This is a genomic window from Microbacterium sp. ABR10 (genome assembly GCF_057812175.1).
The window spans coordinates 1,105,404-1,121,263 of record NZ_CM173821.1 but is presented as its reverse complement, the minus strand read 5'-3'; the positions used below and the strand labels follow the sequence as shown (position 1 = coordinate 1,121,263).

General features: G+C 70.7%; 13 protein-coding genes. 8 read left to right on the top strand and 5 right to left on the bottom strand.

Features of this window, described 5'->3' with window-relative positions; genetic code table 11:
- Window positions 1-37: 37 nt before the first annotated feature.
- A complete protein-coding gene (gene ispG / locus ACXKZF_RS05065) occupies window positions 38-1,189 on the bottom strand; it encodes a flavodoxin-dependent (E)-4-hydroxy-3-methylbut-2-enyl-diphosphate synthase (protein WP_243223610.1) in 1,152 nt (383 codons plus the stop codon).
- 208 nt (window positions 1,190-1,397) lie between these two features.
- Between ispG and ACXKZF_RS05060 the strand changes: the two genes are divergently transcribed.
- Entirely contained in the window at window positions 1,398-3,413 is a 2,016-nt protein-coding gene (locus ACXKZF_RS05060) for an anthranilate synthase family protein (RefSeq protein WP_488985579.1), read from the top strand.
- A gap of 122 nt (window positions 3,414-3,535) precedes the next feature.
- Here ACXKZF_RS05060 and ACXKZF_RS05055 read toward each other — a convergent pair whose 3' ends face one another.
- Complete coding sequence (locus tag ACXKZF_RS05055; RefSeq protein WP_488985578.1) at window positions 3,536-4,852, bottom strand: M50 family metallopeptidase; 1,317 nt, start codon at window positions 4,850-4,852, stop codon at window positions 3,536-3,538.
- A gap of 87 nt (window positions 4,853-4,939) precedes the next feature.
- Between ACXKZF_RS05055 and ACXKZF_RS05050 the strand changes: the two genes are divergently transcribed.
- Complete coding sequence (locus ACXKZF_RS05050; protein ID WP_488985577.1) at window positions 4,940-6,598, top strand: Mur ligase family protein; 1,659 nt, start codon at window positions 4,940-4,942, stop codon at window positions 6,596-6,598.
- Between the two features lie 122 nt (window positions 6,599-6,720).
- Here ACXKZF_RS05050 and dxr read toward each other — a convergent pair whose 3' ends face one another.
- Both dxr and ACXKZF_RS05040 read right to left on the bottom strand, forming a co-directional pair.
- On the bottom strand, window positions 6,721-7,803 hold the full coding sequence (gene dxr, locus ACXKZF_RS05045; RefSeq protein WP_055958034.1) for a 1-deoxy-D-xylulose-5-phosphate reductoisomerase: 1,083 nt from the start codon (window positions 7,801-7,803) through the stop codon (window positions 6,721-6,723).
- Window positions 7,804-7,812: 9 nt separating this feature from the next.
- The gene (locus tag ACXKZF_RS05040; RefSeq protein WP_082485038.1) at window positions 7,813-8,826 is read right to left on the bottom strand and encodes an FKBP-type peptidyl-prolyl cis-trans isomerase; all 1,014 of its coding nucleotides are present in this window, start codon (window positions 8,824-8,826) and stop codon (window positions 7,813-7,815) included.
- Between the two features lie 97 nt (window positions 8,827-8,923).
- Between ACXKZF_RS05040 and ACXKZF_RS05035 the strand changes: the two genes are divergently transcribed.
- The 4 genes from ACXKZF_RS05035 (at window position 8,924) to dhaM (ending at window position 12,140) form a co-directional block, all read left to right on the top strand.
- Window positions 8,924-9,673 carry a lysophospholipid acyltransferase family protein gene (locus tag ACXKZF_RS05035; RefSeq protein WP_488985576.1) on the top strand — a complete coding sequence of 250 codons (750 nt, stop codon included), beginning with the start codon at window positions 8,924-8,926 and terminating at the stop codon, window positions 9,671-9,673.
- Between the two features lie 93 nt (window positions 9,674-9,766).
- Window positions 9,767-10,762 (top strand): dihydroxyacetone kinase subunit DhaK, encoded by a 996-nt coding sequence (dhaK, locus tag ACXKZF_RS05030; RefSeq protein WP_488985575.1) that lies wholly within the window; start codon window positions 9,767-9,769, stop codon window positions 10,760-10,762.
- Window positions 10,759-11,397 (top strand): dihydroxyacetone kinase subunit DhaL, encoded by a 639-nt coding sequence (gene dhaL / locus ACXKZF_RS05025; RefSeq protein WP_488985574.1) that lies wholly within the window; start codon window positions 10,759-10,761, stop codon window positions 11,395-11,397. Before dhaK ends, dhaL begins: the two co-directional genes overlap by 4 nt.
- Window positions 11,394-12,140, top strand: a complete 747-nt coding sequence (dhaM, locus tag ACXKZF_RS05020) for a dihydroxyacetone kinase phosphoryl donor subunit DhaM (RefSeq protein ID WP_488985573.1) — start codon at window positions 11,394-11,396, stop codon at window positions 12,138-12,140. Before dhaL ends, dhaM begins: the two co-directional genes overlap by 4 nt.
- 26 nt (window positions 12,141-12,166) lie before the next feature.
- Here dhaM and ACXKZF_RS05015 read toward each other — a convergent pair whose 3' ends face one another.
- Complete coding sequence (locus ACXKZF_RS05015; protein WP_488985572.1) at window positions 12,167-13,132, bottom strand: sugar-binding transcriptional regulator; 966 nt, start codon at window positions 13,130-13,132, stop codon at window positions 12,167-12,169.
- A gap of 110 nt (window positions 13,133-13,242) precedes the next feature.
- Between ACXKZF_RS05015 and ACXKZF_RS05010 the strand changes: the two genes are divergently transcribed.
- A complete protein-coding gene (locus ACXKZF_RS05010; protein WP_243223617.1) occupies window positions 13,243-14,961 on the top strand; it encodes a glycerol-3-phosphate dehydrogenase/oxidase in 1,719 nt (572 codons plus the stop codon).
- Between the two features lie 123 nt (window positions 14,962-15,084).
- A complete protein-coding gene (locus ACXKZF_RS05005; protein WP_488985571.1) occupies window positions 15,085-15,840 on the top strand; it encodes an MIP/aquaporin family protein in 756 nt (251 codons plus the stop codon).
- The last annotated feature ends 20 nt before the right edge of the window (window positions 15,841-15,860 follow it).

The following is a 15,860-nucleotide window of genomic DNA, read 5'->3' as shown; positions in this document are numbered from 1 at the left end:
CGACGCCGTTGCGCGCGGCGGCCGGGCGAGAGCCGACTCAGGCCGTGATGACCTGAGCGGTGCCGGTGGCGGCGTCGGGGCCCATCTCGGCGGCGAGGCGGTTCGCCTCGGCGATGAGCGTCTGCACGATCTCCGACTCGGGAACGGTCTTGACGACCTCGCCCTTGACGAAGATCTGGCCCTTGCCGTTGCCCGACGCGACACCGAGGTCGGCGTCGCGCGCTTCGCCGGGGCCGTTCACGACGCAGCCCATGACGGCCACGCGCAGCGGCACGGTCATGTCCTTGAGGCCCTCGGTGACATCGTCGGCGAGCGTGTAGACGTCGACCTGCGCACGGCCGCACGAGGGGCACGAGACGATCTCGAGCTTGCGCTCGCGGAGGTTCAGCGACTGCAGGATCTGGTGGCCGACCTTGACCTCTTCGGCGGGCGGGGCCGAGAGCGAGACGCGGATCGTGTCGCCGATGCCCTCCGACAGCAGGATGCCGAACGCCGTGGCGCTCTTGATCGTGCCCTGGAACGCGGGTCCGGCCTCGGTCACACCGAGGTGAAGGGGCCAGTCGCCCCGCTCGGCGAGCAGGCGGTAGGCCTTCACCATGACGATCGGGTCGTTGTGCTTGACCGAGATCTTGAAGTCGTGGAAGTCGTGCTCCTCGAACAGCGAGGCCTCCCACACGGCGCTCTCCACGAGCGCCTCGGGCGTGGCCTTGCCGTACTTCTCGAGCAGGCGGCGATCGAGCGACCCGGCGTTGACGCCGATGCGCAGCGACACGTTCGCGGCCTTGGCCGCCTTCGCGATCGCGCCGACCTGGTCGTCGAACTTGCGGATGTTGCCCGGGTTCACGCGCACCGCGCCGCAGCCGGCGTCGATCGCCTGGAAGACGTACTTCGGCTGGAAGTGGATGTCGGCGATGACCGGGATCTGGCTCTTCTTCGCGATGATGTGCAGCACATCCGCGTCGTCCTGCGACGGCACGGCCACGCGCACGATCTCGCAACCGGATGCCGTGAGCTCGGCGATCTGCTGCAGTGTCGCGTTGATGTTGGTGGTCGGGGTCGTGCACATGGACTGCACGCTGACCGGCGCGTTACCGCCGACGAGCACCTTGCCGACCTTGATCTGACGAGTCTTCCGACGAGGCGCGAGGACCTCCGGCACGCGGGGCATCCCGATGTTCACTGCAGGCACGCCGTTCAGCCTACGCCTCGGGTCCCGCACGGAGGCTGAAGACGCCCTGTGGTAGGTTCGGCGCCATGCGCGCGTACACACCCTGGTGGCCCACCGTCTAGGCGGTGCGCACGCATGCAACAGACCGCCCTCCCCCTGGGGAACCCGGGCGGTCTTCGTGTTTTCGGCGGCCGCTTTGGACCCTCCCTCACAGATGGAAAGACTCTCGATGACCGGGCCCGACCCCTCCTCTCTGCTCCTCGACCTCGCCGCCGGCACCGTCCCCTTCGCGTTGATCGCCCGCGACGACGCGACCGTCGAGGTGCTCACCGGTGACGTCGTCGACGTCGAGCTGCTCGCCGACATCCCCCTGACGGATGCCGAAGGCACCCCGCGCGAGGTCCTCGCCCTCGTGCCCTACCGCCAGGTGCGCGAGCGCGGCTTCGTCTGCCACGACGACGCCGCGCCGCTGCGCTGCCTCGTCATCGACGAGCGCGTCGCCGTCCCGCGCGCCGAGGCCATGGCATCCCTCCCTTCCTCCCCCGTCCCCTTGACCGGAGCCGGTTTCGACATCGCCGACGAGGAATACGCCGACATCGTCCGTCGCGTCATCGCCGAGGAGATCGGTCGCGGCGAGGGCGCCAACTTCGTCATCCGCCGCGATTTCGTCGCCGGGGTCGACGTCGATCCGCGCATCGCCGCGCTGACGTGGTTCCGCGCGTTGCTCGAGCACGAGAAGGGCGCCTACTGGACCTTCGCCGTCGTCACCGACGGGCACATCGCGGTCGGAGCGAGCCCCGAGGCGCACGTCAGCGCCAAGGACGGCATCGTCACGATGAACCCCATCTCGGGTACCTTCCGCCACCCCGCGGGCGGCGCGACCGCCGACACGCTGGCGGAGTTCCTGCGTTCGACCAAAGAGACCGAGGAGCTCTTCATGGTCGTCGACGAGGAACTGAAGATGATGAGCGCCGTCTGCAGCGACGGCGGGCGCATCACCGGTCCGCACCTCAAAGAGATGTCGCGCCTCACGCACACCGAGTACATGCTGCGCGGGCGCAGCGACCTCGACCCCCGTGACATCCTGCGCGAGACGATGTTCGCGCCCACCGTCACCGGCTCCCCGATGCAGAACGCGTGCACGGTCATCGCCCGCCACGAGTCCACGCCGCGTGGCTACTACTCCGGCGTCGCCGCGCTGTTCACCCCGAACGGTGCGACCGAGGGCCCCACGCACGACCTCGACGCGCCCATCCTCATCCGTACCGCGTATCTCGTCGACGGCCGCCTCCGCGTGCCGGTCGGCGCGACACTCGTGCGCCACTCCGACCCGTACGGCGAGGTGGGCGAGACCCACGGCAAGGCCGCGGGTGTGCTCGGGGCCATCGGGGCGATCCCCCGAGACAGCGCGCCGGCCGCGCCCGTCCCCGCGGCGCCCGTCGACGCCGACCCCGACGCCCCTGTCGCGCCGCGCCGCCCGCTGGGCGAGGACCCCGAGATCGCCGAGCTGCTGGCATCCCGCAATGATCGCCTCGCGCCGTTCTGGATGAACCCGCAGGACCCCGACGGCTCCGGTCCGTTCGCCGGCCGAACGGCTCTCGTCGTGGATGCCGAGGACCGTTTCACCACGATGCTCGCGCACCAGCTGCGCCATCTCGGCCTCGACACCCGCATCGTGCACTGGTCGGAGGTGACGGATGCCGAGATCGACGCCGCCGACCTCGTCGTCTCGGGCCCCGGGCCCGGCGACCCGCGCGACGACAGCCCCCGCATGAGTGCGATGCACCGTGTCGTCTCGCGCCGCCTGCTGAGCCGCTCTCCGCTGCTCGCCGTCTGCCTGAGCCACCAGATCCTCGCCGACCAGCTCGGCATCGACCTCGCTCCCCTCGCGCAGCCGCACCAGGGGCTGCAGAAGAGCGTCGACGTGTTCGGCGAAGCGGCATCGATCGGGTTCTACAACACCTTCACCGCGCGCGTTGCGCCCGGGACGACCGAGCGTGGCTTGTGGATCAGGGGTGCGAGGGCCAACGGGGAGGCGTCCGGTGCGGAGTCGCCGTTCCCCCTCGCCGTCGATCCCGAGACGCTCACGCTCGATCTGCCCGCCGAGGTCGCGGCCGACCCTGAGACGGGTGACGTCTACGCGATGCGCGGGCGGGAGTTCGCCAGCGTGCAGGGACACCTCGAGTCGATCCTGTCGCGCGACGGCATGCGCACGCTGGAGCGTCTCATCGCCCACGCCCTCTGACGGCCCGCCCGAGGTGGCTGAGCCTGTCGAAGCCACCACGCCGCAAGTCGCCCGGACCCTTCGACTAACTCAGGGACCTCTCGATCCCCGGAAGCTGAGCCCGTCGACGTCAGCCGTACCCGTCAGAGCAACTGCACCGGGTTGAAGACGTCGGCGAGGAACAGCACTCCGCCCATGCCGATGAGCAGCACGACGACGACGAAGGTCACGGGGACGAGCTTGGTGGCATCCACCGGCCGCGCGACCTTCCCCCGCAGGCGCGCGATCCAGCGCTTGAGGCCGTCCCAAAGGGCCACCACGACGTGCCCGCCGTCGAGCGGAAGCAGGGGGATGAGGTTGAAGACGAACAGTGCGATGTTCAGCGCCGCCAGCAGACCGATGATCGACTGCACGCGCGCGAGGATCGGCGCGTCGACAGCGGCGTACTCGCCCGCGAGACGGCCGGCGCCCACGACGCTGAGCGGTCCATTCGGGTCGCGCGGCTGACCGGTGACGAGGTCGGCGGCGGTGTCGTAGATGCGCACCGGCAGCTGCGTCATGATCTGCGCGACGGCGCCCACCTGTTGGATCGTCGCCTCGGGACCCACCCAGATCGGCTGGGGCACGAGAGCCTGCTGAGCGCGGAGCCCCGCGAAACCGACGCTCTCGTACTCGATCGCTCCGGCGGCATCCCTCACCGGTTGTCCCTGCGCGTCGGTGACGGCGCGGTCGGTGCGCTCGGGGGTGACGGTGACCGTCTGCGTGGCACCGTCGCGCTCGATCACGACGGGAAGCGCCTGACCGGGTGCGTCCTGGATGATGGCGGCCGCCTCGGCGAAGGTCGACACCGCTCGACCGTCGACCGACACGACGACGTCACCCGGTTGGATGCCGGCGGCGGCCGCGGGTGCGACCGGGTCGGCCGAGGTGCAATCGGTGCGGTCCTCGCTCGCGGGGATGACGCACTGCGACACCGATGCGACGGTCGTGGTGGTGGTCGCGATGCCGATGCCGCTGACGGCGACGGCCGAGAGCACGAAGGCGAGCAGCAGGTTCATGACCGGGCCGCCGAGCATGACGACGACGCGCTTCCACACCGGCAGCTTGTAGAAGACGCGATCGTCGGCGGCGACCAGGGTCTCGGCGTTGGCGTCGCGTGCGTCCTGCACCATCGTGGCGAAGAAGCGGGAGCGACGTCTCGTCGGCTCCTCCCCCTCGGGGGCGGGTGGATACATGCCCGCCATCGAGATGAACCCACCGAGCGGCAGGAGCTTGAATCCGTACTCGGTCTCGCCCACGCGCTTCGACCACAGGGTGGGGCCGAACCCGATCATGTACTGGCCGACGCGCACGCCGAAGAGCTTGGCGGGCAGCAGATGCCCGACCTCGTGCAGGGCGATCGAGACGGCCAGGCCGATCACGAGCACGAGCACGCCGATGAGGAAGGCGATCGCGGTCACCCGGTGACCATACCTCCGCTCGGCTTTGAACCGCCCGTGCGACGGCGATGCGGTGTCTGTGCGGCGCCGGATGAGACAATGGACGGGATGCCGACCGACGCGCCCTCGAACCTCCCGCCCGTGCTCCGGCCGGAGCGACCGCCCCGCCGCGACCTCGCGGAACTCGCCCGACGCTTCGGCGTACGCAGCGTCGGTGACGTCGAGGGGACCACCCTGACCGGCATCACCCTCGCCACCGCCGATCTGCGCGCGGGCGAGGCCTTCGTCGCCATCCGCGGCGTCAATCGTCACGGCGCCGATTTCGCCGCGACGGCCGCCGAACGCGGTGCGGTAGCCGTCATCACCGACGCCGACGGCGCCGACATCGCCGCATCCGCCGGTCTTCCGATCGTCGTCGTCGATGACCCCCGGGCGCTGCTGGGCGACCTGTCGGCGTGGGTGTACGGCACCGGCGCCGGCGACGACCTGCCGCAGTTGCTGGCCACGACCGGCACCAACGGCAAGACGAGCGTGTCGCACCTGCTCGAGGGGATCCTCGCCCAGCTCGGCGTCGTCACGGGCCTGTCGTCGACGGCCGAGCGCCACATCGCCGGCGAGGTCATCGTCTCGCGCCTGACCACGCCCGAGGCATCCGAGTTCCACGCCCTCCTCGCCCTCATGCGCGAGCGCGGCGTCGAGGCCGTCGCAGTCGAGGTGAGCGCGCAGGCACTCACCCGCCACCGCGTCGACGGGCTCGTGTTCGACGTCGCGGGTTTCACCAACCTCACCCACGACCATCTCGACGACTACGCCGACATGAGCGATTACTTCGAGGCGAAGCTGCCGCTGTTCCGTTCGGATCGTTCGCGCCGGGGCGTGGTCTGCCTCGACTCCTCGGCGGGCGCCGAGATCGCCGCGCGGGCCGAGATCCCGGTCGTCACGATCATCACCCCGGCGATCGCCGAAGACCCGGCGGTCGACGCCGACTGGACGGTCGACATCGTCGACGAGCGCCAGGAGGGCACCGAGTTCACGCTTCGCGCGCGCGACGGCCGCCGTCTGACGACCGTGGTGCCGGTCATCGGTCGGCACATGGCCGCCAACGCGGGTCTCGCGATCGTCATGCTGCTCGAGACCGGGTACGCCTGGGAGCGCCTCGTGCAGACGCTCGACGGTGGCCGCATCGACGCCTCGCTCCCCGGACGCACGCAGCTCGTGTCCGGAGCCGAAGGACCGGCGGTCTACGTCGACTTCGGCCACTCCCCCGACGCGTTCGAGAAGACGCTCGCGGCCGTCCGCCGGGTGACCCCCGGCTCGGTGGTCATGGTCTTCGGCGCCGACGGCGATCGCGACGCCACCAAGCGCCACGACATGGGCCGCACCGCGGTGCTCGGCAGCGACATCCTCATCATCACCGATCACCATCCCCGGCGCGAGGATCCGGATGCCATCCGCGCGGTGCTCGTCGAGGGTGCGCGCCGCGCACGCCCCGACGCCGAGATCCTCGCGTTCACGCCGCCGGAGCGCGCGATCCTCGAGGCGGTGAAGCGCGTGGGCCCGGGCGATGCGATCCTGTGGGCAGGTCCCGGCCACCAGGACTACCGCGACATCCGCGGGGTGCGCACCCCGTACTCGGCGCGGGAGCTCTCACGTCGTGCGCTGCGCGCGGCCGGCTGGCCCGTGCCCGACCCGCAGTGGCCGGTGCCCTACCCCGCCGACAGCACCCCGTCGTCCGACCCCGAGCGCCCGGTCGACTTCCCCGCGTGAGGCGGACCCGCATTCCGACGCGCATCCGGTCCCTTCGGCAGGCGCAGGGGTCTACTCAGGGCCGTCAGCTCCCGCGAGGTGGTTTGAGCCCGTCGAAGCCACCGTGGCCTCCGGTCGCCGGGTCAACGCGCGGCGATGATCTCGTCAGCCGTTCGGCGCGCCCACGCCTCGGCCTCGGCGAGGGACTCACGCGTGAGAGCCGCCGGCGCCTCGTGCCGTTCCACGACCCGTTCGATGAGCTCGACGATGTCGAGGAAGCCGAGGCGCCCCTCGTGGAACGCATCGACGGCCTGCTCGTTGGCGGCGTTGAAGACCGCCGGGAACGTCGCTCCCGCGCGCCCGACACGTTTGGCCAGGGCGACCGAGCCGAAGGCCTCCTCGTCGAGCGGCTCGAACGTCCACTGCGACGCGCGCGTCCAGTCGAGCGGGGCGCCGACGCCCCCGATGCGGTGCGGCCAGTCGAGGCCGAGCGAGATGGGCAGGCGCATGTCGGGCGGCGAGGCCTGCGCGATGGTCGACCCGTCGACGAACTCGACCATCGAGTGCACGATCGACTGCGGGTGCACCGTGACGTCGATGCGGTCGTAGGCGACGTCGAACAGCAGGTGCGCCTCGATGACCTCGAGGCCCTTGTTCACGAGCGTCGCCGAGTTGGTCGTGACGACGCGACCCATGTCCCACGTCGGGTGGGCGAGCGCCTGAGCGGGGGTGACGTCGACGAGCTGTTCTCGCGAACGACCGCGGAAGGGACCGCCGGATGCCGTCAGCACCAACCGGCGCACCTCGTGCTGCTCCCCCGAACGCAGCGCCTGCGCGATGGCGGAGTGCTCGGAGTCGACGGGCACGATCTGGCCCGGAGCGGCGAGCGCCGTGACGAGGTCGCCGCCGACGATCAATGACTCCTTGTTGGCGAGGGCGAGCGTGCGCCCCTCTTCGAGCGCGGCGATCGTGGGTCCGAGTCCCACGGAGCCGGTGATGCCATTGAGCACCACGTCTGCCTCGACGTCGCGAACCAGCTGCTCCGCCTCGACGGCGCCCAGCGCGATGTGCTCGACGCCGAAAGCGTCGGCCTGGGCCTCGACGCCGGCGCGGTCGCTCCCCGCGGCCAACCCCACCACGTCGAAGCGGTCGGGATTGGCGCGGATGACGTCGAGTGCCTGCGTCCCGATCGAGCCGGTGGAACCGAGGATGAGGACGCGACGCATGCCGTCAGCCTACTGAGCGGCTTCGGTGGCGTGCTGCACGCCGAGGATGTCCACGACGAAGACGAGCGCGGAGTTCGCCGGGATCGAGCCCGACGCCTGGTCGCCGTAGCCGTCGACGGCGGGGATCACCGCGACGACCTGGGAGCCGACCGTCTGCCCTTCGAGCGCCTTCTTGAACCCGGGCACCACGCCCGTCGTCGCGAACTGCGCCGGCTCGCCCCGGTCCCAGCTGGAGTCGAAGACGGTGCCGCCGTCGTAGAGGACGCCGGTGTACTGCACGATGACCGTGTCGCCGGGGTTGACCACGTCGCCGGAGCCCTTCCGCAGGTTCTCGATGCGCGTCTCGGCGGGCGCGGGCGTGCCGGGGACGGTGATCGTGGGTGCACCGTCGTCGGCCAAGGTCACGGTCGGCAAGCCCTCGACGGGGGCGACTTCGGCGCCTTCGGCGCGCGTGGGCAGCTCTTCGATCGCGTCCGCGATGAGGACGAAAGCGGGCGAGCCTTCACCGAGGGCTCCCGCAGGGAAGGACGACACGGTTCGCGAGCCGATCGTCGCGCACTGGAGCGAGGCGCCGAAGATCTGCTGCGACGAGATGAGTGTGTCCATGCCGTCGGGCGCCGATTCGATCGACTGCAGCTGAACGGCGCCGCTCGCAGCGTCCACCAGCGTGAAGTTGGCCTTGAGCACATCGCCCGCCTGCACCTGCTCGCCGGACCCCTCGATCAGGGTGGTGCGCTGCAGCTCCGCGGGGGCGTAGGCGTCGGGAAGGGTCACGTCGACCTTCGATTGGAAGTCGCCCGCGACCGTGAGTCCCTCGGGCGCGGGGGCTTCGGCGAGGGGGGCCTGGCACTGCCCGGCGTCGGCCGTCCCGGTCGTGGCATCCGGGCTCTGCGCCTGGTCGGGTGAACCGGCGCACCCCGCCAGCAGCAACGCCGCGGCGGCGGCGACGGACAGGGAAGCGAACGGGCGGAAGCGCACGGGAGACCTCTCGAAGGGAGCGGGGAAGATTCCATCTTGGCGCATTCCGCTTGGTCGCGCCTGGGAGTCCTCGTGCGCGCGGGTATCGCGCCCGGGAGTCCTCATGCGCGCGCGGGTATGCGGCGGCGAGTAATCTCGTCGGGTGAGTTCCGACCTGCCCGCCGAACCCCCCGCAGCACGGCCGCAGCAGATGGGCGCCACCTACCTCCTCGGGCGCTCCCTCATCGCGCCGCTGGCCCGCGCCGTCTATCGCCCGCGCATCGAGGGGCGCGAGAACGTCCCGCGCACCGGTCCCGTCATCTTCGCCAGCAATCACCTGTCGTTCATCGACTCCATCGCGATCCCGGTGGCCGCCCCCCGGCCGGTGCACTTCATGGCGAAGGCGGCGTACTTCGAGAAGTGGGCGTCACGACAGTTCTTCACCGCGATCGGCGCGATCGGCGTCGAACGCGGAGCAGGCCAGAAAGCCCTCGAGGCCCTCGACCAGCAGCGGGCCCTGCTCGAAGACGGCCGCGCGGTGGCGCTGTACCCCGAAGGCACACGCTCGCTCGACGGTCGGCTGTACAAGGGCCGCACCGGCGTGGCGTTCCTGGCGCTGCAGACCGGCGCGTCGGTCGTCCCGGTGGGTCTCATCGGCACCGACGCGGTCATGCCCGTCGGCGCGAAGTTCCCGAGCACGAAGCCGCGCATCACGGTGCGCTTCGGCACGCCACTCGACCTGTCACCTCACGGCCCCGCGTCGTCGGGACGCGCCCGCCGCGGAGCGACCGACGAGATCATGGCCGCGATCCACGCTCTCAGCGAGCAGGAACTCGCGGGCGCCTACAACGAGGCCCCCGCGCAGAATCCGATCGAGCGCATCAAGCAGGTCCTCCCGCACGAACGCCTCTGACCTCGCGCTCCCCACCCTTGACGCGACGGCGGCCGACGAGCATCGTCGGGTGTGCGACGGCTCGCGCCGTCGACGCCACGACGAGGAGGCACCGTGAAGAAGTTCGTGAACGACCCGGGCAACGTACTGGCCGAGGCCCTGCGGGGAATCGAAGCCGCCTACCCCGAGCTGAAAGTGGATGCCGATAACCGGGTCATCTCGCGCGCGGAGCCGACGCCAGCGGGGAAGGTCGCGCTCGTGTCGGGTGGGGGTTCCGGACACGAGCCGCTGCACGGCGGGTTCGTGGGGCGGGGCATGCTCGACGCCGCCGCCGCCGGTGAGGTGTTCACGTCTCCGACGCCCGATCAGGTGCTCGCGGCGACGCAGGCGGTGGATTCCGGGGCCGGGGTGCTGCACATCGTGAAGAACTACACCGGCGACGTGCTGAACTTCGAGATGGCCGCCGAGCTCGCCGCCGCCGAAGGCGTGCAGGTCGAGTCCGTCGTGGTCGCCGACGACGTCGCCGTCACGGACTCCACCTGGACCGCCGGCCGCCGCGGCACCGGCACCACGGTCATCCTCGAGAAGATCGTCGGCGCGATGGCGGAGGAGGGCGCCGACCTCGCCACCGTCGCCGAGCTCGCGCGGCGCGTGTCGGCCGCGGGCCGATCGATGGGCGTGGCACTGACCAGTTGCACCGTCCCCGCCGCGGGCCGCCCCACCTTCGAACTCCCCGACGACGAGATGGAGGTCGGAGTCGGCATCCACGGCGAACCCGGTCGCTCACGGGTGAAACTGGCATCCGCTCACGAGATCGCGAGGCTGATGGTCGATCCCGTCGTGCACGACTTCGGCGAGCCCGTGGGACCGGCGATCGTGCTGCTGTCCGGCTTGGGCGGGACGCCCTTGATCGAGCAGTACCTGCTGTACGGCGAGATCGCACCGCTGCTGGCGGAGGCCGGCGTCGAGGTCAAGCGGGTGCTCGTCGGCGACTACATCACGAGCCTCGACATGGCCGGCGCCTCGCTCACGGTCGTCAAGGCCGACGACGAGATGCTGAGGCTGTGGGACGCGCCCGTCGTCACCCCGGGACTCCGGTGGGGCGCGTGAGCGGCGCCGTCTCGACCGACGACCTCGTCGCCTGGATCCGCGCGTTCCGCGAGGCCGTGCGGCAGCACAAAGACGAGCTGACGCGCCTGGACTCCGAGATCGGCGACGCCGACCACGGCTCCAACATGGCGCGCGGTCTCGACGCGGTGGTCGCCAAGCTCGATGACCCGCCGGCGAGCGCCTCCGAGCTGTTCAAGACCGTCGGCATGACCCTGGTCTCGTCGGTCGGCGGTGCCAGCGGCCCCCTGTACGGGACGCTGTTCCTGCGCATGGGCCCCGCCCTGTCATCCGACGAGGTGGATGCCGCCTCGCTGGGCGCAGCCCTGCGCGCCGGCGTGGACGGGGTCGTCGCGCGCGGTAAGGCCGAGCTCGGCGACAAGACCATGATCGACGCCCTCTCCCCGGCAGTGGGCGCGTGGGACGCCGCGGTCGACGGCGGCGCGACCCCGGCCGAGGCGGCCCGTGCGGCCGCGGAGGCCGCCGCGCGCGGCCGCGACGCGACCGAACCGCTCGTCGCCCGCAAGGGGCGTGCGAGCTACCTGGGCGAGCGCAGCGCCGGGCACCTCGATCCGGGGGCGGCCTCGTCGACCCTGCTCCTCGAGGCCCTGCGCGACACGCTGGCGGGCGCCGAGTGATCGGCATCGTCGCCGTCTCGCACAGCCGCGCCCTCGCCGAGGCGGCGGTCGAGCTCGCCCTCCAGATGGGCGGCGCGGAACCGCCGGTGGTGCGGGTGGCCGCGGGCGGGCCTGACGGCGATCTCGGGACGGATGCCGTGGCCATCGCCGAAGCCGTCGACGAGGCCGACACGGGCGACGGCGTACTCGTGCTCATGGACCTGGGCTCGGCGATCCTCAGCGCCGAGACGGCGCTCGAGTTCGTCGGCGCTCCCGAACGCGTGCGGTTGAGTTCGGCGCCGTTCGTGGAGGGGCTCGTGGCCGCGGTGGTCACCGCGGCCGGCGGTGCCGACCTCGCGGCGGTGGCGACGGAGGTGTCCGGAGCGGGCGAGGCGAAGAGACGTCACCTCGGTGACGCAGCCGACGAGCAGGACGACGGGCGCGACGCGGGCGACGGAGTCCCGGCATCCGGAGGCGCGTCGCCGGACGCGGAATCGTTCGAGGCGGTCGTCACGAATCCGTCGGGTCTGCACGCACGGCCCGCCGCGACCTTCGTCAAGGCCGCGTCGCGGTACGACGCCGACATCCGCATCGTCGACCTCGACGCGGGCGGCGAAGAGGTGTCGGCGCGCAGCCTGCTGGCGCTCATGGCGCTGGGGGTGCGCCGCGGATCGCGCGTGCGCGTGAGCGCGACGGGCCCGCAGGCCCACCCCGCGCTCGTCGAGCTCCGCGCGCTCATCGACGACGGTTTCGGCGAACGCTGACCCGTGGATCCGGCGGCCGGGGGTGCTCAGCGGGGGACGCTGAGCAGGCGGCGAGCGAGCGCCTCCTCGACGACGAGTTCGGTGATCAGTCCCGCGGCGAGCGCTCCGCGCAGACCGTCGAGCTTCGACAGGCTCGACACGACGCAGAACCGCCGGGGGATGCGACGGACGGTGTCGAGGTCGGGTCCGCTGGAGCGAGCGTTCAGCTCCGGGATGTCGCTCGACCCGTCCGCACGGTAGAACACCGTCGCGCAGTCGCCGACAACCCCCTCGCGCTCGATCACCGCACGGTCGCGCTCGTCGAAGTAGTCGCCGCTGTAGACGTGCGACGGGACGTCGGCGTGAGGCGAGCCGAGACCGAAGACGAACAACCCCACCCGCTGCTGGATCTCCAGCACCGATCGCACCGAGCGCTCGCGCCACATGGCGTGCTTGGTGCGCGGGTCGTCGAACAGCGCCGGCACCGGGAATTGGTGCACCGATGACGACCACGCCGCGCCGAACCTCGACAGGATCTCCCCCGCGTACGGGATGCCGGAGGTGCGGACGTTCGCGGCTCCGTTCATCTGCACGATGTGGGTGTCGTGCACGTCTTTGAGCGGGACATGGCGGGCCACGGCCGACAGCGTCGACCCCCAGGCCACCCCGACGGTCATGGACGACTCGACGCGCTCGGCGAGGATGCGCGCCGCGGTCAGCGCGGTCCGCTCGAGGCGCTCCGCCTCGGAGGTCCGTGCGGGCGTGGGCACGACGTGCGCGGTGATTCCGAACCGGTCGGCGATGCGCTGCGCCATCTGCCCCCGTGCGTCGTCGGGTGGGCTGATCGAGATGGTGACGAGTCCCACGTCGCGGGCGTGCTGCAGCAGACGCGAGACCGACGAGCGCGAGACGCGCATCTCGTGCGCGATGGCATCCATCGTGAGGTCCTGCATGTAGTACAGCTGCGCGGCGCGCAGCGCGTCGCGGGAGCGCTCCTCGGCTTGCGTCGTCACGATCTTCTCGCTATCACGAAGCCCATTCTGCACGTTTGTTCAAGGGGCTTGCAACAACGTGCACACAGGCGCATCCTCATCGGGTACCCCAACGAAAGGTCGCAGTCGACATGTCGTCCCCCGCAACTCCGCTCCGCGCCGACGTTCAGGCGCTCCGTGACGCCGAAGGCCTCGACGTCCTCATCATCGGCGGGGGCATCAACGGCCTCGCCACTCTCCGCGACCTCGCCCTGCAGGGTGTGCGGGTCGCCCTCGTCGAACGCGGCGACTTCGTCTCGGGAGCGTCGTCCGCGTCGAGCCACATGGTGCACGGCGGCATCCGCTACCTCGAGAACGGCGAGTTCCGTCTCGTGAAAGAAGCGGTGACCGAGCGCAACGACCTGCTCAAGACCGCTCCCCACTACGTCAAGCCGCTCGAGACGACGATCCCGATCTACAAGACGTTCTCCGGCATCCTCTCGGCCCCCTTCCGCTTGCTCGTCACGCACGGCCGCGGCAAGCCCAACGAACGCGGCGCTCTGCTGATCAAGGTCGGCCTGATCATGTACGACACCTTCTCGCGCGACGGCGGCTCGGTCCCCCGGCACAAGTTCCTCGGTAAGAAGAAGTCGCTCGCCGAGCTCCCCCAGCTCAACTCCGACCTCGCCTACACCGCGACCTACTTCGACGCCTCCATGCACGACCCGGAACGCATCGCCCTCGATGTGCTGCGCGATGGCATCGAGGCCGGCGGCGGTCGCACGCAGGCGGTCAACTACGTCTCGGCCGTCGGTGCCGACGCCGACGGCGTCCGCGTCCGCGACGAGATCTCGGGCGAGGAGTTCAGCGTCAAAGCCAAGGTCGTGCTCAACACGGCAGGCCCCTGGACCGACCTCGCCAACGCGGCAATGGGGCTCACCACGACGTTCATGGGCGGCACCAAGGGCTCGCACATCGTCCTCGACAACCCCGAGCTGCTCGCAGCCACCGGTGGACGCGAGATCTTCTTCGAGCACTCCGACGGCCGCATCGTGCTCATCTACCCCCTCAAGGGCCGCGTGCTCGTCGGCACCACCGACATCGACGCCGACCCGTCGAAGCCGGTCGTGTGCACCGACGACGAGATCGCCTACTTCTTCGACCTCATCGGACATGTCTTCCCGAACGTCGGGGTGGACCGCTCGCAGATCGTCTACACGTTCTCCGGCATCCGTCCGCTCCCCCGCCACGACGACACCGCCCCCGGCTTCGTGTCGCGCGACTACCGGATCGTCGAGGACGAGATCGCCGGTGTCCCGGCCCTGAGTCTCGTCGGCGGCAAGTGGACGACGTTCCGCGCCCTCGCCGAGCACCTGAGCATGAAGACGCTGCAGAAGCTGCGCCGTCCGCACCGGGTCAGCACGCAGGGGCTGTCCATCGGCGGCGGCGCCGGATTCCCCGCCACCCCCGAGCAGCGTCGTCGCTGGGTCTCGGCGCGCACGAATGCGCACAGCGCCGACCTCGTCGAGGCGATGCTCGAGCGCTACGGCACGCGCGCGGACGCGATCCTCGCCGCCCTTCCCTCGGAGCCGACGCCGGTCCCCGACGCCCCCGGCTACTACCGGGAGGAGCTGACCTGGATCGCCGAGAACGAGCAGGTCGTGCACCTGATCGACGTGCTGCTGCGGCGTACGCACCTCGCTTTCGTCGGCGGCATGACCGACCGCACCCTGCGCGAAGTCGCCGAGACGATCGCCGCGCCGTTGGGCTGGGACGCTGATCGGGTCGACGAGGAGGTCTCCCGCACGACGGAGATCCTGCGCGCATCCCACCGTGTGGACCTCGCTCAGGCCGGAGTCGCTCGAATCTGAGAGAACGTGCGGGCGCGCCGTCTGTTGCGCGCCCGCACACCGGTCGTAGGTTCAGAGCACTGAGCCGCATAACATCACCCGCGCCGAAGTTGACCGGGTGACCGAAGAAAGGTCGATGACGACATGCTAGAAGTGAACTTGGGGCTGTACTTCCTCTCGGAGGTGGTCGGCACCGCGATGCTCATCCTGTTGGGTTGTGGCGTCGTGGCGAACGTGGCCCTGGCCAAGACCAAGGGCAACGCCGGCGGCACCCTGATGGTCAACTGGGGATGGGGTCTGGCGGTCTTCGCCGGTGTCATCGTCTCCGCGTATTCGGGCGCACAGCTGAACCCCGCGGTCTCGATCGGCCTGCTGGTGGCCGGCAAGATCGCCTTCGTCCAGTTCCTCGTGGCCGTCGCAGCGCAAATGGTGGGTGCCATCATCGGTGCCGTGCTCGCCTGGGCGTCGTACAAGCAGCACTTCGACGACGAGCCCGACCCCGCCGCGAAGCTCGGCGTCTTCTCCACCGGTCCCGCCATCCGCTCCTACGGCTTCAACTTCCTCACCGAGGTCATCGCCACCTTCGTCCTGGTGTTCGTGATCTTCGGCTTCAGCGACTACGGCGTAGCCGACATCGGCGTCCCGGGTGGAATCGGCGGTCTCGCAGCCGTTCCCGTGGCCCTGCTCGTCGTCGGTATCGGCGCCTCGCTGGGTGGCCCGACCGGCTACGCGATCAACCCCGCCCGTGACCTCGGACCCCGCATCGCCCACGCGATCCTCCCCATCAAGGGCAAGGGCGGCAGCGACTGGGGCTACGCCTGGGTCCCCGTGGCCGGCCCCCTCGTCGGTGGTCTGCTCGCGGGCCTGCTGGCTCCCGTGCTCCTCGGCCTCAGCTCCTGACCCCCGGGGCGCCGCCGGCG